The organism is Paraburkholderia sp. HC6.4b (assembly GCF_014200875.1).
Lineage (GTDB): Bacteria > Pseudomonadota > Gammaproteobacteria > Burkholderiales > Burkholderiaceae > Paraburkholderia > Paraburkholderia tuberum.
Genome location: NZ_JACHDC010000012.1, coordinates 82452 through 103461, shown reverse-complemented (window position 1 = coordinate 103461; position 21010 = coordinate 82452). Strand labels below are relative to the sequence as shown.

At 63.5% G+C, this 21010-nt stretch carries 17 protein-coding genes and 2 pseudogenes; 4 read left to right on the top strand and 15 right to left on the bottom strand.

From position 1 onward, the window contains the following. Positions 1–25: 25 nt before the first annotated feature. Positions 26–1021, top strand: a complete 996-nt coding sequence (locus tag HDG34_RS19330; protein ID WP_184061739.1) for a LacI family DNA-binding transcriptional regulator — start codon at positions 26–28, stop codon at positions 1019–1021. A gap of 49 nt (positions 1022–1070) precedes the next feature. Here the strand turns inward: HDG34_RS19330 and HDG34_RS19325 are convergent, their stop codons facing one another. The 5 genes from HDG34_RS19325 to HDG34_RS19305 all read right to left on the bottom strand — a co-directional run bounded on the left by HDG34_RS19325 (position 1071) and on the right by HDG34_RS19305 (position 8356). After that, positions 1071–1487, bottom strand: coding sequence for a hypothetical protein (locus HDG34_RS19325; RefSeq protein ID WP_184061738.1), 417 nt, complete (start codon positions 1485–1487; stop codon positions 1071–1073). Between the two features lie 247 nt (positions 1488–1734). After that, the gene (locus HDG34_RS19320) at positions 1735–4848 is read right to left on the bottom strand and encodes an efflux RND transporter permease subunit (protein ID WP_184061737.1); all 3114 of its coding nucleotides are present in this window, start codon (positions 4846–4848) and stop codon (positions 1735–1737) included. Further along, on the bottom strand, positions 4845–6056 hold the full coding sequence (locus HDG34_RS19315; RefSeq protein ID WP_184061736.1) for an efflux RND transporter periplasmic adaptor subunit: 1212 nt from the start codon (positions 6054–6056) through the stop codon (positions 4845–4847). Before HDG34_RS19315 ends, HDG34_RS19320 begins: the two co-directional genes overlap by 4 nt. Further along, positions 6053–7531 carry an efflux transporter outer membrane subunit gene (locus HDG34_RS19310; RefSeq protein WP_184061735.1) on the bottom strand — a complete coding sequence of 493 codons (1479 nt, stop codon included), beginning with the start codon at positions 7529–7531 and terminating at the stop codon, positions 6053–6055. The genes HDG34_RS19315 and HDG34_RS19310 overlap by 4 nt, the downstream gene beginning before the upstream one ends. A gap of 147 nt (positions 7532–7678) precedes the next feature. Continuing rightward, a complete protein-coding gene (locus HDG34_RS19305) occupies positions 7679–8356 on the bottom strand; it encodes a response regulator transcription factor (RefSeq protein ID WP_184012715.1) in 678 nt (225 codons plus the stop codon). A 162-nt stretch (positions 8357–8518) separates the two neighbouring features. On the opposite strand from HDG34_RS19305, the gene HDG34_RS19300 reads away from it, so the two are divergent. Further along, entirely contained in the window at positions 8519–9202 is a 684-nt protein-coding gene (locus HDG34_RS19300) for a response regulator transcription factor (protein WP_184061734.1), read from the top strand. Here the strand turns inward: HDG34_RS19300 and HDG34_RS39265 are convergent. Then, positions 9117–9650, bottom strand: coding sequence for a hypothetical protein (locus tag HDG34_RS39265; RefSeq protein WP_260321231.1), 534 nt, complete (start codon positions 9648–9650; stop codon positions 9117–9119). The genes HDG34_RS19300 and HDG34_RS39265 overlap by 86 nt on opposite strands. Positions 9651–9680: 30 nt before the next feature. On the opposite strand from HDG34_RS39265, the gene HDG34_RS39260 reads away from it, so the two are divergent. Then, positions 9681–10574 carry an ATP-binding protein gene (locus HDG34_RS39260; protein WP_311734790.1) on the top strand — a complete coding sequence of 298 codons (894 nt, stop codon included), beginning with the start codon at positions 9681–9683 and terminating at the stop codon, positions 10572–10574. Between the two features lie 426 nt (positions 10575–11000). On the opposite strand, the gene HDG34_RS19290 is transcribed toward HDG34_RS39260, so the two are convergent. Further along, on the bottom strand, positions 11001–11612 hold the full coding sequence (locus HDG34_RS19290; protein ID WP_184061732.1) for a tyrosine-type recombinase/integrase: 612 nt from the start codon (positions 11610–11612) through the stop codon (positions 11001–11003). Between the two features lie 58 nt (positions 11613–11670). Beyond that, a complete protein-coding gene (locus HDG34_RS19285; RefSeq protein WP_184061731.1) occupies positions 11671–12102 on the bottom strand; it encodes a site-specific integrase in 432 nt (143 codons plus the stop codon). Between the two features lie 273 nt (positions 12103–12375). Between HDG34_RS19285 and HDG34_RS39255 the strand changes: the two are divergent. After that, positions 12376–12571, top strand: a pseudogene (locus HDG34_RS39255) (LysR family transcriptional regulator); the annotation flags it as partial. An 87-nt stretch (positions 12572–12658) separates the two neighbouring features. Here the strand turns inward: HDG34_RS39255 and HDG34_RS19275 are convergent. The 7 genes and pseudogenes from HDG34_RS19275 to HDG34_RS19245 form a co-directional block, all read right to left on the bottom strand. After that, the gene (locus tag HDG34_RS19275; RefSeq protein WP_184061828.1) at positions 12659–15358 is read right to left on the bottom strand and encodes a CoA-binding protein; all 2700 of its coding nucleotides are present in this window, start codon (positions 15356–15358) and stop codon (positions 12659–12661) included. A 10-nt stretch (positions 15359–15368) separates the two neighbouring features. Next, positions 15369–16667, bottom strand: a complete 1299-nt coding sequence (locus HDG34_RS19270; protein ID WP_184061730.1) for an ATP citrate lyase citrate-binding domain-containing protein — start codon at positions 16665–16667, stop codon at positions 15369–15371. Between the two features lie 223 nt (positions 16668–16890). Then, positions 16891–17196: pseudogene (locus HDG34_RS19265) on the bottom strand (citrate-proton symporter); the annotation flags it as partial. Between the two features lie 122 nt (positions 17197–17318). Further along, the gene (locus HDG34_RS19260; RefSeq protein WP_184061729.1) at positions 17319–18416 is read right to left on the bottom strand and encodes a YncE family protein; all 1098 of its coding nucleotides are present in this window, start codon (positions 18414–18416) and stop codon (positions 17319–17321) included. A gap of 98 nt (positions 18417–18514) precedes the next feature. Then, complete coding sequence (locus tag HDG34_RS19255) at positions 18515–19060, bottom strand: hypothetical protein (RefSeq protein WP_184061728.1); 546 nt, start codon at positions 19058–19060, stop codon at positions 18515–18517. Between the two features lie 181 nt (positions 19061–19241). Further along, positions 19242–20342 (bottom strand): PstS family phosphate ABC transporter substrate-binding protein, encoded by a 1101-nt coding sequence (locus HDG34_RS19250; protein WP_184061727.1) that lies wholly within the window; start codon positions 20340–20342, stop codon positions 19242–19244. Between the two features lie 198 nt (positions 20343–20540). After that, the gene (locus tag HDG34_RS19245; protein WP_184061726.1) at positions 20541–21005 is read right to left on the bottom strand and encodes a hypothetical protein; all 465 of its coding nucleotides are present in this window, start codon (positions 21003–21005) and stop codon (positions 20541–20543) included. Between the last annotated feature and the right edge of the window lie 5 nt (positions 21006–21010).

Sequence of the window (21010 nt, the reverse complement as noted above, 5' to 3'; positions counted from 1 at the left end):
GTCCAGGCCGCCAGTCCCGCCCCGCATGTCCGATGTTGCCGAACGCGCGGGCGTCTCGAAGATGACCGTGTCGCGCGTGCTCGCCGGCCGCAACGTGTCGCAGGCGACTCGCGAACGCGTGCAGAAGGTCATCGACGAACTCGGCTACGTCGCCGATGCGGCGGCAGGCGCGCTGTCGTCGGGACGCTCGGCGTTCGTCGCGGTGCTGGTGCCGTCGCTGTCCAGCTCGAACTTCTCCGACACCGTGCGCGGACTGAATGCCGCGCTGGGCCCGCACGGTCTGCAACTGCTGCTCGGCGACACGGACTACCGTCTCGAACAGGAAGAACTGCTGGTGCGCTCGATGCTGCGTCACCAGCCGCGCTGCGTCGCGTTGACGGGCGGCCGGCACACCGAGGCGACGCGCATGCTGTTGCAGCGCGCCGGCATTCCGGTCGTCGAAATGTGGGATCTGCCCAGCGATCCAATCGATACGGTCGTCGGCTTTTCGAACTCGGCGGCAGCGCGCGCGATGGTCCGGCATCTGCACGAGCGCGGTTATCGGCGGATCGGCTTCATCGCGGGTGCCAGCGAGCGCGACCGGCGCGGGCACGACCGGATGCGCGGCTACGTCGCCGAAATCAAGGCGCTCGGTCTCGGCGAGCCGCGCGTGATCCGGCTCGGCGATTCGCCGATCACGATGAGCCACGGCGCACCGGCGATCGGCGCATTGCTCGACACATGGCCCGATACCGAGGCCGTGATGTGCGTGAGCGACATGTCGGCGTTCGGCGCGATCATGGAGTGTCACCGGCGCGGGCTGTCGGTGCCGGGCGACATCGCGGTCGCCGGGTTCGGCAACTTCGAGGTGTCGTGGTGCTGTCAGCCGAGCATCACGACGGTGTCGGTCGACGCGTACGGCATCGGCCTGCGCGCTGGCGAAACGCTGCTCGCGGCGCTCGCCGGTCGCGAAGCGGGTGAGGTGCAGCGCAGGAAAGCGGTGAAGATCGATTTCACGGTGATTGCACGCGATAGCGCGTAGATGGCGCACTAGCACTCCCCTTAATTAATGGTCCGGGAACCATTAAACATTAACTTGGGAAGGAGTTAAGTGCCGATTCTTCCATTTGCGAGGCGAGTTCTGGAGTTGGTTTCAATGAGTCGTCGCCAGATAAGTCCGTAGTCTTGCTGAAAGGTACATTACGCACGCCGGCTGGCGAAATACTGAGGATCGTAGTGGCCCACCCACCCTCAGCTGATTCGGAGCAGAGGCCCGACTCAAGTCGCTTTTCGGCCATTGCTGTCATTGAGGCAGCTTGGGTGCTACGTCGGCAATGTGGCGGGCTGCTGACGGTGGCGGCATCGAGCAACCCGACGGCTGCTTTCCACATCACCGCTTTCTGGGTCTCGGTGTAATAAATCCGGCGTCGCTGCTTCATCTGCAACACTCCCACTGCTTGCGCAGCTTCCATTGTGTTGCATCCACCGGTTGAATCCGCAATAGTCAAGCGGCCGCTCGTTCAGAAAAGACTTCGAACGCACTGCGGGGGCGAAACGCCCCCCGGGCACTCATACGCACGCGGCGTGTCGCGGATTGATTCAGCCCGGCCGAGGCCGCCGTTCGGGTGCCCTCTGTAGGGAATCCGCGCGGCCGGCTTTGAATGAGTTGCGGCCGATGGACTGTCACCACGGCCGACGCGTTGAATCGGCGGCGGCCGTGGTGACAAAGAAGCCCCCCGGGCAGGCTGAAGGCCGTCAAGCGACGGTATGCTGCTCGACCACACTGTCCTTCGTACGCCAATCAGCGAGCCAATGCGACAGACGGTCAAACCACAGGTGCACGACCGGCGTCGTGAACAACGTCAGCATTTGCGAAACAATCAGTCCGCCGACAATCGCTATGCCGAGCGGCACGCGCAATTCGGCACCCGCGCCGTGCCCGAGCGCGAGCGGCAGCGCGCCGAATAGCGCGGCGAGTGTCGTCATCATGATTGGACGGAAGCGCAGCACACAGGCCTGGCGGATCGCTTCGCGCGGCGACAGGCCTTGCTCGCGCTCGGCCACCAGCGCGAAGTCGATCATCATGATCGCGTTCTTCTTGACGATACCAATCAGCAGGATGATGCCAATCATGCCCATGATCGACAGAGCCTGACCGCACAGCATCAATGCGAGCAACGCACCCACACCCGCCGAGGGCAGCGTCGAAATGATGGTGAGCGGATGAATCGCGCTTTCGTACAGGATGCCGAGAATCAGATAGACCACCACGAGCGCCGCGGCGATCAGATACGGCTCACTCGCGAGCGACGCCTGGAACGCTTGCGCCGTGCCCTGAAACGAGCCCGTCAGACTATCGGGGGTGCCTGCTGAGACTTCGGCCTGTTGAATCGCCGCCACCGCGTTGCCAAGCGACTGACCCGCCGCCAGATTGAACGAGATCGTCACGGCCGGGAACAGGCCCTGGTGATTCACCGAGATCGGTGACACATTGTTTTCGATCTGGGCGAGCGTGTTGAGCGGCACCAATTCGTTCGTGAGCGGCGAACGCACGTAGAGATGCGCGAGTGCATCCGTCGTCAATTGAAAGCGTGGATCGACTTCTTCGACTACGTGGTACTGATTCAACTGCGTGAAAAGCGTCGCAATCTGCCGCTGGCCGAATGCATCGTAGAGCGTGTCGTCGATGGCTTGGGCCGTGATGCCGAAACGCGAAGCCGTGCTGCGGTCGATCACGAGTGTTGCGCTGGTAGCGGCGGCTTGCTGGTCGGACGTGACGTCGACGAGTTGCGGCAGCTTCGACAGGCGATCGGTCAGCACGCCCGCCCAGTGATTCAGTTCGCTGATGTCGGGGTCCTGCAACGTGTACTGATACTGCGCAGCGCTGATGCGGCCACCCACCTGGATATCCTGGCGAACCTGCATCGACAATGAAATGCCCATCACCTTCGCCAGTTGCGGCTTCAAACGATTGATAACCTGCGCAGCACTGTCCTTGCGCTGCCCAAAGGGCTTCAGGTTGATCATGACGCGCCCCTGGCTCACTGTCGGATTGGCGCCCATCCAGAAGTAGACGTTGTCGACGGCAGGATCGGCTTCGATCAGATGGCCAAGCCGCTGCATCTTCTGCGACATCGAGCGCGGTGAGATATCCGGCGCGGCTTGTGCGACGCCCATGATCAGCCCGGAGTCCTCCTGCGGAAAAAATCCCTTCGGGATTACGACGAACAACGCGCCGGTCGCGACAACCGTCGCCACCGTGACGGCCAGCATCAGCTTCTGGCGGTCCAGTACCCAATCGAGGCCGCGCTCGTAGCGATGCTCCACGGCGGTGAAGACCGCTTCAAGCCCTCCTTCGAGCCTGCGCATCCAGCCGCCGCCATCCGGCTCGGGCAAACGGATCAGCCAGCCACACAGCATCGGCGTGACGGTCAACGATACCAGCGCCGACATCACGATGGCCGCGCTCACCGTCACCGCGAATTCGCGGAACAGCCGGCCGACGATGCCGCCCATCAACAGGATAGGAATGAACACCGCGATCAGCGAGATCGTCATCGAGATGATGGTGAAGCGCACTTCCATCGCGCCGAGCAGCGCGGCCTTCATTCTGGGCACACCTTCTTCGATATGCCGCATCACGTTCTCGATCACCACGATCGCATCGTCCACCACGAAGCCCACCGCAATGGTCAGCCCCATCAGCGACAGATTGTCGAGGCTATAGCCCAGCAGATACATCATGCCGAAGGTGGCGACCAGCGAAAGCGGAATCGTCAGGCTGGGAATGATGGTCGCCCATACGTTGCGCAGGAAGGAGAAGATCACCATGACGACGAGCGCGACCGTCAGCATCAGCGTGAACTGCACGTCGTGCACCGACGCATTGATGGTCTGCGTGCGATCGCCCACCACATGCAGATGCGCCGCCGCGGGCAGCGTCGCTTCGAGTGCGGGCAACTTCGCCTTGATGTTGGCGATCGTCTGCACGACGTTGTAGCCCGGCTGCTTGTGAACATCGAGAATGATCGCGCGTTCGTGCCGGAGCCACGCGGCTTGCTGATTGTCTTCGGCGGCGTTTATCACCGTGCCGAGATCGGAGAGGCGAATCGGCGCGCCGTTCTTGTACGCGACCACCAGATCGCGATACTGCGACGCGGTGGTAATCTGGTCGGTCGCGTTGAAGATCACCGAGCGGTCCGGGCCATTCAGGCTGCCCTTCGGTGCATTGACCGTCTGCAAACCGACGATCGAGCGCACATCTTCGAGCGTCAGGCCGCGTGCGGTGAGCTTGTCCGGATCGAGCTGGATGCGCACCGCGGGACGCTGCTCGCCGTGGAAATCAACCAGACCGACGCCGGGCATCTGCGATATCTGTTGCGCGAGATAGTCTTCGGCGTAGCTATCGAGTTGCGTGAGCGTGAGCGAGGGCGAAGTCAGCGCCAGTGACAGCAACGTGAAGTCGGCGGGGTTGACCTTCTCATAGGTCGGCGGGTTCGGCAGATTCTTCGGCAATGTGCCACCGGCCGCGTTGATCGCGGTCTGCACGTCCTGCGCCGCGCCGTTGATATCGCGCGACAGGTCGAACTGCACGGCGATGCTGGTGGTGCCGAGCGAGCTGGACGACGTCATCTGCGTCACGCCCGCAATCAACGAGAGTTGCCGCTCCAGTGGCGTCGCCACCGAAGTCGCCATGGTCTCCGCGCTCGCGCCGGGCAACTTCGCCACGATCTGGATGGTCGGAAAATCGACCTGCGGCAACGGTGCGACCGGCAGCAGAAAATACGCCACCGCGCCGGCCAGCAGCACCGCGATCGCCAGAAAACTTGTCGCGATGCGCCGTTTGATGAACAATTCCATGAGGCTCATGACGGATTGTCCTTATTAGCCTGGCTGTCTGCCGGGTTGGCATTGGCCGGCGCCTCGGCAACCGCCGCTACAGTGGTCGCCGCCACATGTACGCCCGGGTTCAACCGACTTTGTCCATCGAACACCACCAGGTCCGTGCGCGCGACGCCGCTGCGAATCTCCGTCATACCGTCGACGGTGACGCCGGTTTGCACCGGGCGCATCTGCGCCGTACCGTTCGCGGTGATCACGTACAGTTGCGTGCCGTTCTGCGTGTTCACCACCGCGCGGCTCGGCACCGCAAGCCGCTTTGCATCGGTACGCATCAGCACACGCGCATTCACCAGTTCGCCGGGCCACAGCTTGCGGTCCGTGTTGGTGAACGAAGCCTTGAGTTTGATCTGGCCGGTCGTGGTATCGACCGTGCTGTCGATGAAGACGAGCGTGCCGTCGGCGAGCGGCGTGCTGCCGGAACGCGTGGTCACGTTCACCGCCAGCGGCGCTTTCGCCTGATTCGCGAGCAGTTCGGGCAGCACGTCCTGCGGCACGGAGAACAGCACGGTGATCGGCTCCATCTGCGTGACGGTGACGATGCCGGTGGTGTCGGCCGGATGCACGATCGCGCCGATATCGGCTTCGCGTGCGCCGACGCGTCCGGTGAACGGCGCGCTCAACGTGGTGAAGCTCAATTGCAGCCGGTCGCTTTGCACCAGCGCGGCGTCCGCAGCGACCGTCGCGGAGAGCGCTTCGACTTGCGCCTTCGCGGTGTCCACCGCCTGAGTCGTCGCCGCGCCGATGCCGACCAGTTGCGAGTAGCGCGCGAGATCGAGCCGCGCGTTATCGAGCGATGCCTGGTCTTTGCGCTGCGCCGCTTCCGCTTGATGCAACTGGGCAGTGAGCGGTCCCTGATCGAGTTGCGCCAGCAACTGGCCGGCTTTGACGTCCTGTCCTTCAGTGAAGGCGGCGCGCTGCAATTGCCCGTCGACACGTACTTTGACGTCCACGGTATTGAGCGCGAGCACCGTGCCCACCGCGGCGACGCGAATCGGAAAGTCGCGGCTCACCGGATGACCGGCGTTGACCGGCACGGCGGTCGCCGCCTTGACCGCCGGGTGCCGCGGCCAGAACCACACCGCCAACATCGCGACAACGACGGCAAATGCCAGGATGAGCGGCGCGCGGCCGCGTCCGCGGGGCGCCTCGTGGTTCGGAAGGTGTGCAGATTTCATGAGCGGGATGACGTAGAGGTGGAGGCGGTGCTGCTATCGCTATCGTCGGTCACGCCGAAGCCGCCGCCGAACGCGCGAAACAGGCTCACGGACGCTTGCAGGCGCGCGAGCCGCGCCTGCACCAGCGTGTCTTCGGCCTGATACAGCGTGCGTTGCGTATCGAGCACGGTCAGAAAGTCGACGGTGCCGAGCTTGTACTGGGCTTGCGCGAGCGTAGCGGCTTTGCGGGCGGCGTCGGCGGCGTTCTGGTCAGCGACTTCCGCGAGCTGCTGCTGTTGCGCCGCCGTGAGCGAGTCCTCCACGTCCTGCAGCGCGGTTATGACGGCCTGCCGGTAATCCGCGACGCCCTTCGCTTCGGCCGCCTGGCTCGCGTGCAACTGGCCACGCAGCGCGCCGCCATCGAAGATTGGCGCCGCCAGCGAGGTGGCGATACTGGCGAACGGGCTCGACAGGAAATGCGACAGCGACTTGCTGCTCAGCCCGCCGTCCGCAGTCAGTACGATGTTCGGCAGAAAGGCCGCGCGCGCCGCGCCGACACTCTGATTCGCCGACTGCAACTGCGCTTCCTTCGAACGGATGTCGGGGCGCGTTTCCAGCAGGCTCGCGGGCAGATTCGGGCGCGGTTGGGGAATCGGGATGTCGGCAAGCGCGGCATCGCTGACCGTGAATTGTTCAGGCGCGGTGCCTGTCAGCACCGCAAGCGCATGGATGTTGGTATCGAGCTGCTGTTGCAGCGCCGGCACGGCCGCCTGGAAGGTGGCCAGCGCGTTGCGCTGCTGCTGTACCTGCAATTCGGTCGCGACGCCCGCCTGCTGTTGCGCGAGCAGCAGCTGCAGAATGTGCGCGGCATCGTCGGAAATGGAACGCGCAATCGCGAGCCGGCGGCGCAGACCCTGCACCTGAAAATACGTGTCGGTGACCGACGCGGTCAGCGTCAGCGCCACCGTATCGCGATCGAACCCGGAGGCGCGCGCGAGCAGGTCGGCGGCGCCGGCGTTGGCGGCGTTGAAGCCCCAGAAGTCCACCTCGTAACTGGCTTCGGCGAACAGGCTCTGGGTCTTCGTGGTCGAACCGCGCCCCTGATGACTGCGATCGAAGCTGGCGCCGAGCGATAGCGACGGATACTGCGGTGCACCGGCTCGCTCGGCGTTGCCGCGCGCCTGTTCGACGCTCGCAATCGCGGACGCTAGCGTGAAGTTGTTGCGCAGGCTGCGATCGACCAGCGCGTCGAGCGCGGGGTCGTGATACTCGCGCCACCAGCCGCTTCTGACTGGCACGGTAGCGGCGAGCGACCCTCCGGCCGTCCCGTCGAAGGATTGCGCCAGCGGCGCGCCCGGCCGTTGATAGGCAGGCACAAGCGAGCAGCCGGCCAGCACCGCGAGGCCGAGCGCACATAAGGCGGCGCGCAGGCACGATACGCGCGCAGGTGGACTGACGGCGCGCGAAAGCGGCGCCCAACGGGACAGTCCTGACATTGGAGAACGCTCCGGCAACTAGAAGTGTCGCCAGATTAGCCAGCGGGTCCTGTCGGCGCTTTCGCCCATTAATTAAAAAAATTTAATGCGGCGCAACATGCCGCGTCGGCGCGCCCGAGCCGGGGCTTACAAGGCGTTCCGCGCGTGTCAGGGCGCCGGGTTCAACACGTATCCCGCGCCGACCACGGTATGAATCAGCGCCAGCGGGAAGTCGCGGTCCACCTTTGCCCGCAGCCGATGCATGTGCATATCGATGATATTGCCGCGCGGCTCGAAATCGTAATTCCAGGCCGCCTCGAGCAGCATGCTGCGCGTCACCACCTGCCCCTCGCGGCGCACCAAACATTCGAGCAGCAGGAATTCGCGGTGCTGCAGGCGCAGATCACGACCGCCGCGGTTTGCGGTCCGCGCCCGCGTGTCGAGTACCAGATCCGCGCATTCGAGCCGCTCGCTCATCCTGCTGCGATCGGCGCGCCGCGCGAGCGCCTCGATTCTGGCCAGCGCTTCGACGAACGCATATGGCTTCACGAGATAGTCGTCGCAGCCTGCGCGAATCGCCTCCACGCGTTCGTTCAGGCCGCCGACCGCCGACAGCATCAGTACCGGCGTCGTATCCCCGCCGGCGCGCAACTGCTGGACGAGAGCGAGGCCGTCGAGCGCCGGCAAGCGCCGATCAGTCACAATCACGTCGTAGATGCCCTCACGCGCATAGGCGAGCCCGGTCGCGCCATCGGCCACCGTGTCGACAATCAGACCGCTCTCGCTCAGGCCACGCGCCAGGAACTGGCTGGCGCGCATATCGTCTTCGATCAGCAGGATTCGCATGCGCTGCGGCTTACGTTAAGGGGCTTACATTAAAAATTTTTCATGTTGGCGCGAAACGCCTGTACAGCTTCGCGCGGCATACTGCGGACATCGTAGGTACGAGCCTAGTGTAAATCGGCCGGCTAGCGCAGGTTCGACGCTCGTTCATTTCTGGAAAAAGGCATGACGAACGTATTGGTCGTCGAGGACGACGAGCAGACTCTCGCAGAGATCGTTGAAGCGCTCACCGATCACGGCTGCCGGGTCGAAACCGCGAGCACCGGCCGCGACGGTTTGATGCTCGCGGTCGCCAACAGTTACGACGCCATCGTACTCGATCGCATGTTGCCGGGCGGCCTCGAAGGGCTCGGCATGCTGTCGGCGTTGCGCAGCGCCGGCGTGCTCACGCCGGTGCTGATCCTGAGCGCGCTGTCGGCGGTCGACGAACGTGTGCGCGGTTTGCGCGCCGGCGGCGACGACTATCTGACCAAGCCGTTCGAGTTCATCGAACTGACCGCTCGGCTCGATGCATTGATGCGCCGGCGCGAGGCGGCGCCCGCTGTGCAGGAGTACCAGGTCGGCCCGTTACGTCTGGACCCGCTCAAACGCGAAGTGACCTGCGCCGGCCGCCCGGTACCGCTGCTGCCGCGCGAGTACCGGCTGCTCGAATACCTGATGCAGCACCAGGGCCAGGTGGTGAGCCGGACCATGCTGTTCGAAGCGGTATGGGACTACCGGCTCGACGAGCGGACCAACGTGATCGACGTGCACATCAGCCGTCTCAGGAAGAAGCTCGACCCGGACGGGACGGCTCCGATGATCGATACCGTGCGCGGTTCGGGGTACATGCTACATGCGCCTGACTGAACTGCACCGCACCACCGGCTTTCGCCTCGCCACGCTGTTTCTGGTGCTGTTCGGCGTGATCGCGCTGCTGCTGTTCGGTTACCTGTACCGCGAGATCACCGGCTTCGAACAGGAGCGCATCGACGACTGGCTGCTTCGCGAGCACGCACAATTGAAACGCGAAGCGCCGGACGAACTGGTCGCGCGATTCGAACATCAGAACCAGTTCGATCCGCGCCGCCAGCGCCCGTTCGGCCTGTTCGAAGCCAGCGGCAAACATCTTGCCGGCGGCTATGCGGGCGATCTGCCGGCCATCCCCGTCTTTGGCAAGCCGTTTTCGATGCGACTCGCAAATCTGCCCGGTCACCCGCCTGGCCGATGCATCGCCGCGCACGTGCCCGATAACCGCATCGCTTTGCAATGCCAGAACACCCTCGAGCTCGACCACTTCGACGACGAACTGCTGCATGCGCTGCTCTCCACTGCGATGATCACGCTCGTGATCGGCCTGATCGGGGCGACCCTGATTGGCGTTTCGGCGATGCGGCGGCTCGATGCGGTGACCGCGTCGATCGAGGAAATCGTCGCCGGCAATCTCGGCAGGCGTTTGCCGGTGCATTCGAAACGCGACGACGTGGATCGCCTGGTCGGCGTCGTGAACGGAATGCTCGACGAAATCGAGCGCCTCATGAACGAGGTCAAAGGCGTGTGCGATGCGATTGCGCACGATCTGCGCACGCCGCTCACGCGCGTGCTCGGCGGACTCGAACGTGCCCAACGGCGCGCCAGAACCGAGGCAGAGTATCGCGCGGCCATTGATGAAACCATCGTGGAAACCAGCGGCCTGCTACGCACTTTCAACGCCCTGCTGCGCATTTCGGAAATCGAAAGCGGCGTGCGCCGCGCCGGCTTCACCAGCGTCGATCTGGCCGCCGTCGCCGACGACGTGTTCGAATTCTACGAGCCGACCGCCGAAGACAAGCAGATTGCCTTCGAACTGCAGCGCACCGTGTCCGGCCCGCTGGAGATCCAGGGCGATCCGAATCTGCTGTTCGAGGCGCTGGCGAATCTGGTGGAAAACGCCATCAAGTTCGCACCGCGTGACGGAGCCGTGCGTATCACGCTGTGGCATGACACAAGAGGCGCCGGCGTGACGGTACGCGACAATGGACCGGGCATCGCACGGGCCGAGCGCGATGCCGTCCTGCGCCGCTTCTATCGTGGCGAGGCCAGCCGTCATACCCCCGGCAGCGGCCTGGGGCTCAGTCTTGCCGCCGCCGTGGCCGGTATGCACGGCATGACGCTGGCGTTCCACGACGCGCACGTTGGTTGCGAGATCAGTCTGTTCAAACCGGCGCAACGTACCCAACGTCATATTGCGGATAGCCGATGATCGATAACCTGCCGGTGCATTGACCTCGCTCCGTAAGGTTCTCGGCGGGCCTAAGCTTCTGCTCCGCGTACTGTTTTTTGTTACATAGAGCCTTGCGCGAAAAAAACGCTCAGATTGGCGCCCCATGCACACGCTCACTCTAACCGTCACACGCCAGCGCGCGCAATCTGGAATTCGGCGGGAGGTGCGCTGCGCGAAAGGATTGCTACCCTTTGTCAGATGCGAGGATGATGGGTGTCATCGCCGCGCAGCCGCTTCATAGCCTGCGTCCGACGTGAAATCAGCATTGGTGAATGTCTCGTGCCAGTCGAAAGTGGACGACCAGCGAGCTTCATCAAGTGGCTGAAACTGGCCGAGAGGAGCGGTGCCTCCGACGCGAATGCGGCCGCAGAGACAAACAGTCTGTCGTACGGCCGCGGCGTGTTTTTAGATCTCAGTTTGCGCTGAGATCTCGAGCGCATCGTCGACCTCTATGCCGAGGTATCGAACGGTGCTTTCGAGCCTATGTCCCAGCAGAAGTTGGACCGCTCTGAGGTTCTTCGTCCGCTTGTAAATCAAAGTAGCCTTCGTCCGACGCATCGAGTGTGCGCCGTAAGCGGTCGGATCAAGGCCGATCGCGGCGACCCATTGATGCACCTTCCGGGCGTATTGTCGCGTTGAGATATGCGGCGACCGAGAAAGGCGGCTTGGGAAAAGATACTCGTCGGACCTCAGCTTAGCCTTCTCGATCCATGCAGCGACCGCAGCGCGAGCGGGCTCTGTGACCTCGAACTGCACGGGTCGTTTGGTCTTACGCTGCATTATCATCGCGCGCGGGAGTATCTGATTGGCGTGGGTTACGTCGCGGACATGCAGGTTGACGAGGTCGCACCCGCGCAGCTTGCTGTCGATCGCAAGATTGAATAGCGCTAGATCACGAACCGCGTGCGCGTTCTGGAGGTGAATCCGGATTGCCCCGACGTCTTTCGGCTTCAGCGGCGGCTTCTGACCAACCAACCTGCCTTTGTTCCAGAGCTGCCGGCTTTGATTGCTTCCCATGAGAGACTCCCATTGAGTTGATGGGAGTTACATTGTCTTCCTCCATTCTTTTTCGCCGTCACCGGTCGGAGCAGTCTCTTTGCCCAAGTCGGCCTTTGCCGTCATTCAGGTACCGGCTCTGGTCAGGCGGCAATACGCCGCTTTCCGGACGTTTGCACCTCGACGGTCGCGTGAACGGTCCACATCGGCCCCTCGCTAGTGCAGCGCTCAGACCAGGTCGATGGCGTAGAACGACACCGTCGCAACGGCAGGATGGAAGGTGCTCGCTCAGAAACTCGGCGAGCACTGATTCGTCGATGCGACAAACGTCCACACGACGGCGATGAATCCATTGCGCAAAATGATCGATGCTGCGTACGTAGGTGGCAAAACTGTTATTGGCGTAACCGCGGTCCGCCAGGTACTGCACGAACGCATCGACATGAGGCGCCAAGGGCCGCTCGTTGAGCCAGTTGGTGAAGCAGCGTTGAGGAAGTCGGACGTTTTTCATGGCGGTCTCCTGAAGTAGGACCACCACTGGACTCCGATGCCGAAACTATGTCTAGAAGATCGCTAACCAGCCCGCCGCCAGCCGCGCTGCACCTACATTACGCGAATTCGCAGCCAACTAACTATACATAGTTGAATTCTATACATAGGCGCCGAATACGGACGTTCGCAATTCGGTTCAGCAGCAATTGTCGGCGCTGTCCAACGTCGGTCCCGATGGGCACTTCGGTCACCACCGTGCACAATAGCCGCTGTACTACGCAAAGGATGGCCTGTGGGCGTCAACTTCGACCTGAATGATTTTGCAGGCGTTTCGAGCCGTCGTATGGTTGGGTGGCTTCCGGAAGGCCACCGAGGCGGTCAACATCTTGTTGTCGGCTCTGAGCCGCCCCATCGACAAGCTCGAGCAGGCAATCCGCGTGCGACATTTCGAGCGAACGTCGTCTTCGGAACGATCGATGTCCGCTGGTTATCAATGGACGCGGGCGAAAGCCCGCAACTGCCCTAAAGCACAGCAGCCACGTGGTTGCCTTGCCCCGCGCCGGTAAGACTCGCGCTCAGGCCACGAAGCGGCACTGGGACGCGGGCGTGCGCGTGTCCATGTTGCGTCCGCGGTTGAGGTGATCGTCAATTTCCGCCGCGCAGCCGAGCATGCGCGGATAAAGGAAGATCGTGAACGCGGCAGTCTCCAGATCGGACTCGCTGAATTCACCGCGTCGCAGCGGCTGCCACAGCATCTTCAGCAGCAATGCGGCGATCACCGCATCGACATTGACGCAATAGACGTTGCGCGAGACGCCTGCGTCGAACAACGCCTGCACCAGCTCGCGGTAGTACGCATGGAACACGTTGTATTCACCGCGCTTCTCGCTCAAGTCGGCGATGAACACTTCGCGCGGGTCGTGGTTGACCGGTCTGTCCTTGAACACCGGATGATTCACGCCCGGAAGCTTTGCGATGTCGAGGCTGCCCGCATGCTTCTGCCGCGCCTTGTACTGCGCGTATCGCTCGACGGAGCGCTCGGCGAGCGAGCGCAGGTCCACGCCGTGGCCGGGTTTCGACGGATCGTCCAGCGCGGTTTCCTTGAAAGCATCAATCAGGAACGTGATGCCCTCGTACCCGTTCCCGCCGTGCGTGTAGCCGGTATGCGAAAGAAAACCGACGAGCGCCTTGTTGAGTTGCACGCGCTCGGGGCCTTCCGGACCGTCGGCAGATACCGCGCCCTTCGCGCCCTGCGCCGAGATCGCACCCGGACCGTTGGTGAGCAACAGGCCGACGAGCGTTTTGAAGGCGAAGAGGTCGTCCGGGCCCGGCTTCCGGTTGAGCAGCGCGGCGAAGCCGATTTCGGTGAGACTGCGCTCGTTCAGCAATTCGTCGGTGGAGAAGCCGCAGAAACCGTCCGGGCGATGTCGCGATGCATCAGCCGATGCACCGATCAGCGTCGCGAACAGCATGCTCCACCAGGGCAGGCTTTCGGCGGTCACACGCGAGATGCGCTTGCGCATGAGCGGACCCCACGCCAGCGTCGTCGTAATTGCGGCCAGCACCGCGTCGCCGGTCGGGTGAGCGGGCTGCGACGTCAGCCAGCGGACGAACGCCGATTTCGCGCCGCGCGCGGCGAGTCCCGCGAGCATTGCTTCGGCGAGCGGATCGCGAGAGTCGGCGAAGAACTGTTCACAGCCGCTTGCGTCGATGCGTGCGACGTCGAAGGTTTCATTCAGCGCGTCGGCAAGACCAGCGGCCGCAAAACGATCGATCAGCCACCTGGCCGCGTCCCGCGCCGCGCGCTGACGTTTCGGCCCGACGATCGACGCCGCAGCTGCGAGAATTGCATTCGGGGCGTTGTCCGCTTCGCGTGCTGCCTGCGCCGCCGCGAGTTCCGGCCTGCCGTGCAGATTGACGAATGCGGCGATCGCCACATCGATGAGTTTTTCGTCGTTCTCGGCGCCGAATTCGTGCAGCAGGGCAAGGCCGACGTTCGCTTCGAGAGAGCGCGTCGCCGCCTCCAGCATCGACGCGCCGTGCAGGCTGCTCACTTGCGTCTTCGCGTCCATCTGCGACGCGCCCGATGCGTCCTTGAGCGTCTGGCGCGGAGCGATCACACCGATCTGTCGATTGACCTGATGGACCTGCTCGTTATACGGCGCAACAGCTTCCACGACCGGAATCGCGAGGCCGTCCGGCAGCGCGATGCCCTGATCGGAGCCGAACCACGGCTTGAGTGCGAGACTGCCCTCCGACTCGAAATCGGGCATCGTCGCGTTGGCACGCATCACGGCGCTCAACGCGGCCGGGATGTGCGCGATGTTCGTCACCACGGCACCCTTCGTCGAGCAGCATGGGTCATCCGGCGTGAAGAGGCGCGCGACGCCGAACTTCTGCATGAACCAGCGTTCCTTGGCTTGCGCATCGTCGTTGCCGCCGGCCATCGCGCCGGCGTGGCCGACGGCCCGCGTGAGGCGGCTCTTCCACCGTCCCACGACGCACGCGACGACTGGCTTCGTGAAGACCGCATCGGCCTCGTAGTAGCCACCCGGTTCGCAGTAAAGCACAGCAGCCTTGCTGCGCGCATCGTTGCCGAGCGCGAACGCGAATTCCGGCGCGGCATAGTGGATATAGACGTCCTTGCCGCTCGAGATGACCGTCGACGTGCCCCAGCCACCCATGCGCAGGTATTGCGCAATCGTCGTGCTGAAGCCACCGGAGTTGGAGAAGATCGCGATCGAGCCCTTGCGCAACGAATCGTCAGGATTGTCGCCGCCGAGCGCTCCGCCGATCCTCACGCGATTCCACGAATCGGCGACGCCGAGGCCGTTCGCGCCGAAGATGTCGATGCCCGCCTGCTGGCCCATCGCGCGGATTTCGCGGGCGTCGTGGACCGCGATCTTCTCGGTGATGATGAAAATCTTCCGCAACTCGGGATTCACGCGAATCAGCTCAGCGACGCCGTCGCGGGCCGCGGACGGCGGCAGGTAAACGACGCCGCAGTTGAACCGGTGTCCCGCCTGCAGCCCCTCACGGACGTTGTTGTACACGGGGATATCGCCGGCCGGCGTCGCGAGCACTTGCCCGCCCTTGCCCGGCGCCGTGCCGAATACGACGTTACCGCCCGAGAATGCGTGACTCACGGGCGTCACGTCCGACGATTCACCGCCCAGGATGTTGAGCACGCACACGCGATCCTCGCGCGTGGCGATCTGTGCGAGTGAGTTGACGTCAACGAAGTACTTGAACGTATTGCTGCCTTGCTTGTACATGTCGATCTCCTCAGGCATGAGCCGTTTCGGTTTGCCTCGGTGACGCGCCAATCCTTGCTGCGATCTCGGTGCGGCCGCCGGCGCGCATCCAGGCGTCCGCCTGGCGTGCGTACTGGATCACTTCGCTGATGTCAGAGTCGAAGCCGAACAGCCGGTAGGGCAGGCCCAGCGAGTCGCATGTGTCCCTCAGCGCCGACATGCCGCGCACGAGGTTCGGACCTCCACGGCCCAGCACGACATGGAGCGGCGTCGGGCCGTGCTCGCTGAAGTGCTCGCGCAGGGCGTCGGCCATGGCGCGCAGCGTCTCGTAGATGTCCGTGTTATTTGACTTGCCGCCGATGATGAAGAGCACGTTCGCCTGTTCGAGCCAGTGCCTGAAACAGATGCGCGCCACTTCCTTCATCTTCGCGTAAGGCGGATTGCCGCCGAAATCCGACGAGATGATCGCGGCGTCGCCCAGCATTTCGGTGACGAGCGAGTTGGCGCCGCCGCCGAAGGTCGGGGCGAGGATCGTCCCCTTCTCGTTGATGACATACACGTCGCTCTGGCCCTGATGGGTGCGAAGCTGGTTGATCTCCTGCTCAAAATCCGAGTAATCGGCGGCGAACAGATGAGGCGGCAGGCCAAGACGCGCCCAGCGCGGATCGTCGCGATCGAAGCCGCACTTGAAGTCGCACGCAACCGGCGTAAGGCGACCGTGCCTGTCCTCGCGCATGCGGATCGGGTTCAACTCGAGCGTCGTCATGCCGAAGTCGTGAAAGAGTTCCCAGAGTTTCGGCAACTGCTGCACGAGCGGCGAAATGATCTCCTTCGGCGCGCCGATCTCGCTCAGTGCATTCGCTACGACGAACGCCTTCAGCCCGGTCAGCGCATCGAACGGCACCATCGCCACCTGTTTCGGGTCGACTTCCTCGATGTCCATGCCGCCCATGTGGGAGAGCGTCATGGTCGGTGCGCGAAAGCGGGTGGAATCCGTGATCGAGAAGTAGACTTCGTGCGTGGCCGGCACACCGGCTTCGAACGTGACGCCATTCGCCTTCGCCTTGATGTGGCCGACGGCATGCTCGGCGAAGTAGAGCCGCTCCTTTTCCGCGAGCGCGGTCTTCAGGTCGGTCGCGCGGCCGAGCAAACCTGCCTTGCCCTTCTTGCCGACTCCGCCCTTGAAGACGGGCTTGATGAAGATCTGGCGATGACGGTCGATTAGCGCCTTGACTTCCTCTTCGCTGGCGCTCGGACCCAGGATTTCGCTGGCCGGAAATCCGACGAATTGCAGCAGGCGCGCGCCGTGCAACATACCCGTGATTTGCATGGAAATGTCTCCTGAAGTTTAAGCAATGCACTTCGCCTGCTTACAAAAGAGCACGTTGCGGGCGGACAGCGGTGAACCCAGTCGCGAGATGCCGGTTCCCCGGCACGCGGCGATCCACGAGCAAAGATTGTTGGAACCGAATCATTCGGAGCGGGGCGCATAGGCATTTTGGTCCGGCCGCTCTGCGGGCCAGGCGGACGAGATGCGTGCCTTGCGCGACTCGTCAGGCGACGGTCGCCGATCGCTCCGCTGCATCGCCTCGTCGATAAAGCACAAGCGTCGCGACGAGGCCACATACGGCTGCGAAACTCAACCAATAACCGGGCGCCGCCTTATCGCCGGTCACTTGAATGAGATAGGTCGACACGGCGGGAGTAAATCCGCCAAAGACGGCGGTTGCAAGGCTGAAAGCGAGCGAGAAACCAGCGACGCGCACGTTGACCGGCATGACTTCAGTCAGAGCCGCGACCATCGCGCCGTTATACATCCCGAAAAAGAACGACAACCACAGCAGCGCCGCGAGCATCCGCACAGTGTCCGAGTGCGTTTCTCAGGTCCCTGCCGTGCCAAGAAACAGTCAGCTACGCGGTAATGGTTTCACTCGCGGATGTGGAGCTCGGGGGTTTATATTAGACGAGCTGTGGCAAGCACTTACTTTCCGGCAGGCGTCTTCGCGCCAGTGCCCGGTAACACATCGAAGCGCAGCAGCCTTCCGCCAGCGCCTGATTCGCCAGGCGAGACCGCGACATACAGGCAGTGGCGCGCAGGCACCAGAAGCGCCGTCTTGGCGCCCTTGGCCGTCGGCACGCGTGCGATTTCCTCGTAATGGCCGGGATCCTTCTGCTGGATCACGCCAAGATAGTCGTCGCCGGCCAGGTAGATGCGCTGGTTGACTTCGTCGAAGATCACTTCGTTCGTGCGCTGGGGTGCGTCGAACGTCGCGATCGTGTTGCCGTTCGCGGCATTGAGCACAAGCAGCTTGAACGGCTTGCGCGTGCCGACAAACAGGCGTCGATGCGTCTCGTCGAATGCCATCGGCGCATTCAGCTCCGCGCCATGGATCGGCCAGTTCGCAATCACCTGGCGCGTCGCCTTGTCGACGACGGCGAGCGTGCTCTTGCCCGTCACGTTGACGAAGAGATGGTGGCCGCGCTGCTCGGCCGCCATCGCTTCGGTAAAGTCGGTGTCGAACTTCACGTCGCCGACGTGGCTGCCGGTGCGCGGATCGACCTCCGAGACGATCGTCTGCGTCATCTTCGGCTCGGCGTTTTTACCGCCCGTGACAATGTACATGTGACGGCGCGACGGGTCGTAGCGCATCGAGTCCGCACCGAGGGTGAGCTGGATCGAACCGATGACGCGATAGCTCGTTGCGTCGACGATGCGCGTCATGCCGGCGCCGCTGTCGGTGACGATCAGACGGTTCAGGTCCGGCAGGTACAAGATCGCGTGGGGCTGGTCGAAACCCTTGACGGTGCGCAGATGCTTGCCGCTGCCGAGATCGAATACTTCGAGCGTGGCGCCGTCTTCGCCGGCGAGGAACAGCCGCCCGCCGTCAACGTCGGCGGCGAAGTGGTCGAAATCGCCTTTGTAGTCCGGCAGCGCCGTGCTGCCGATCAGTCGCAGAGGTGCGCCCGCCGGGCTGGCTGCATCGACCGGGGGCGCCGTCGCGTAGGCGGTGTGCGGCAGCGTGGCGCACAGGGCCGCGAGCGTCGTCAGAGATACGATCGCGGAAATTCGCAAACGCATGGTCAGACTCCTGAATGGGGATGGCTCGATGAATACAGCCTCGTCCCCGGCGCGCCGGGGACGAGGCATTGCAAGCGCGCGGCGGGCCGTGCGCGCGGCTACTTCGCAGGCTCGAACAACGCGGCGTAGCTCGGGATCTGCTTCTGCAGCGCGTCACGCAGGCCGGTCGAAGCGAGGAAGAAGGCGGTCTCGCCCTTCGCATTGGCGCCGTCGTTCTTGTACGCGAGCACGATCTCGCCGACGTTCTGGCCGCTCGCGTCGCGCAGCGGCAGCATCATCACGAACTTCTTGACCGTGTCGTTGGGACGATGCCAGCGCGGGTCGACGATCGTGATGCCCTTTTTCGAGATGTCGATGTCGTCCGGATCGTCGGCATTGCCGATGCGCTCGAGGTAGGAACCGGCGAACATCGTGTAGGCATCCTGCATACCCGGAGGAACGCCGTGCAAAGTCACGCTGAGCAATTCGGGATGCTGTTGCATGATTTGCTCGGACAGTTTCTGAGCAAAGATCTTCGCGCTCGGCGGCGTCCAGTTCCTGGCGTGCGGTTCGGGCGCGGCGGCGGCGGTGTCAACCGCATACAGCGCGGAAGCCGACAGGAGGCCGAGCGTCGCGGCGAACAGGGTCTTGGTCAGGGTCTTCATGTCTCTCCTCTCTTTGCCCGATGGGCGTTATGGAAGCAGGTGCGAGTCGAGTGTAGGCTCGCCACCTTGAACGAGCGTGAACGCGATCTGAACGCAAATTCAGCCTGAAATGGGGAGGCCGTCGCAACGAAGGTTGCCGTCACGGCGACTGGCGCCGGTTGCGCGTTCGCGCGTCGCATGGTCACTCCGCCTGATCGAGTTTCGCCAGTTCTTCCTTGACGACGGCCGGGGTCAACGGGATATAGACGCCTTCTTTCGCGACCACGTCCTGTCCGTCGCGGCTCAACACCAGTTTCAGGAATTCCTTGATCTTCGGCTGCAGCGGCTCGCCGGGCTTCCTGTTGACGAAGATGTACACATAGCGCGAGAGCGGATACTTGTGCGTGTACACGTTCTGCAGTGTCGGCGCGAGGAACGGTCCGCCTTCGCTGGCTGCCAGCGGCACGACCTTCACGTTCGGCGTGACGTTGGCCAGCAGTGCGTACGTGAGCCCGCCCGGGTGCGTCGCCATGTCCTCGGCGGCCACCGTGAACGCATGCGTGAAGCCCTTGCCCTTGACGAACTGGATGTTGTCCTTGTATTCGCCGCCTTCCAGCAGGTTCAGCTTCAGGAAGTATTCGATGCCGTTGACCGGCTTCAGGCCGTAGAGGTGAATCGGCCGGTCGGCCCATTCGCCGCCGAGCCCCAAGTCGCCCCACGTGGTAATGTCGGCGTGGCCGCGATTGCGTGTCTTCGAATAGATCGCGTCGAGCTGGGCCATCGTCAATCCTTTGATCGGATTGTCCTTGTCGACCAGCACGACCGACGTCGCCGTCTTGCCGAGCGACCCGACGCTGCCTGTCGCGACGCGAATGGCGAGCGGCTTGTAGCCGAACTTGTCGACGAAGGCTTGCTCCTCGGCCGGCAGCAATTCGCGCCCGACCGGCGCCAGGTCCGCCGTGCCGTTGGTCAGAGCCGGGCCGCCGGCACCGGACGCCTTGGCTTCCATGGTGACGCTCAGGCGCGGATAGGCCTTGCGATACATCTTGATCCACCCCAGCGTGATTTCATCCATTACGTCAGCGCCGACGAGACGCAGGTCTTCCTCCGGCACGGACTGGACTTCGCCCGGATGCCAGATCGGTATCGACGGGTCGACCTTGAGGTGATGCTCGACGGCCGCGTACTTCAGGGCGAATGCCGGCGGCGACGTCAGCGCGCCCAGCGCTGCGATGCCAATCACTGCCGCGGCCGATGCCGCCGCAGACCTGCGCAACCCGCCAACCCTCTGCGTCTGTTTCATGTGCGTCTCCTGATTGAAGAAGTACTGGTGAGTTCGCCCTCGGCGGGACGATTCGTTGCGTGCTGCGTATCGGGGTGGGGCGGCCCGGCCGACGCGCGTCGTGCATCGGCGATGCTTTCGCCTTGCCACGATGGTGGGCCATGAAGCTGAACCCGACCTGAAGGTATCCTTAATAGATTTTCAGACAGACGACGCCAGTCAGTGCCTGGGTTGAAACAGCGCCGCGAGCGATGGCGTGCTTCCGGCCAGCTCGTCGCGCACCTGCTCGGCCCGGCGCACGATCATGTTGCGATCGACGCCCGGCACGTAGCGGAATGTCGAGCCGATAACGCCGATCGTCTTGCCGTTGGCGTCGCGCATCGGCAGCTCGACCGACAGATCGCCGGTTTTCGTCACCTCGACGCGCGGCTCGCCGCTGTCGAGCACGGCCAGGTCGTCGGCATCGGCGGACTTGCCGATACGGCCGATGTTCGACGCGATGATGACGTTGTCGCTTCCCGTCGGTGGGGTGACGTGCAGCGCGAGGATCGTCAGCTCGGGATGCGCGGCCAGCGTGGTATCGACGAGTTGCTGCGCGTAGGGCGCGGCGGTCGTGGCGGCGTATGCAGACACGGCCGAGGCGAGCAAAAGCGCCGCCGTGGCGGCGCGGATGGGTCGGTGCATGTGGA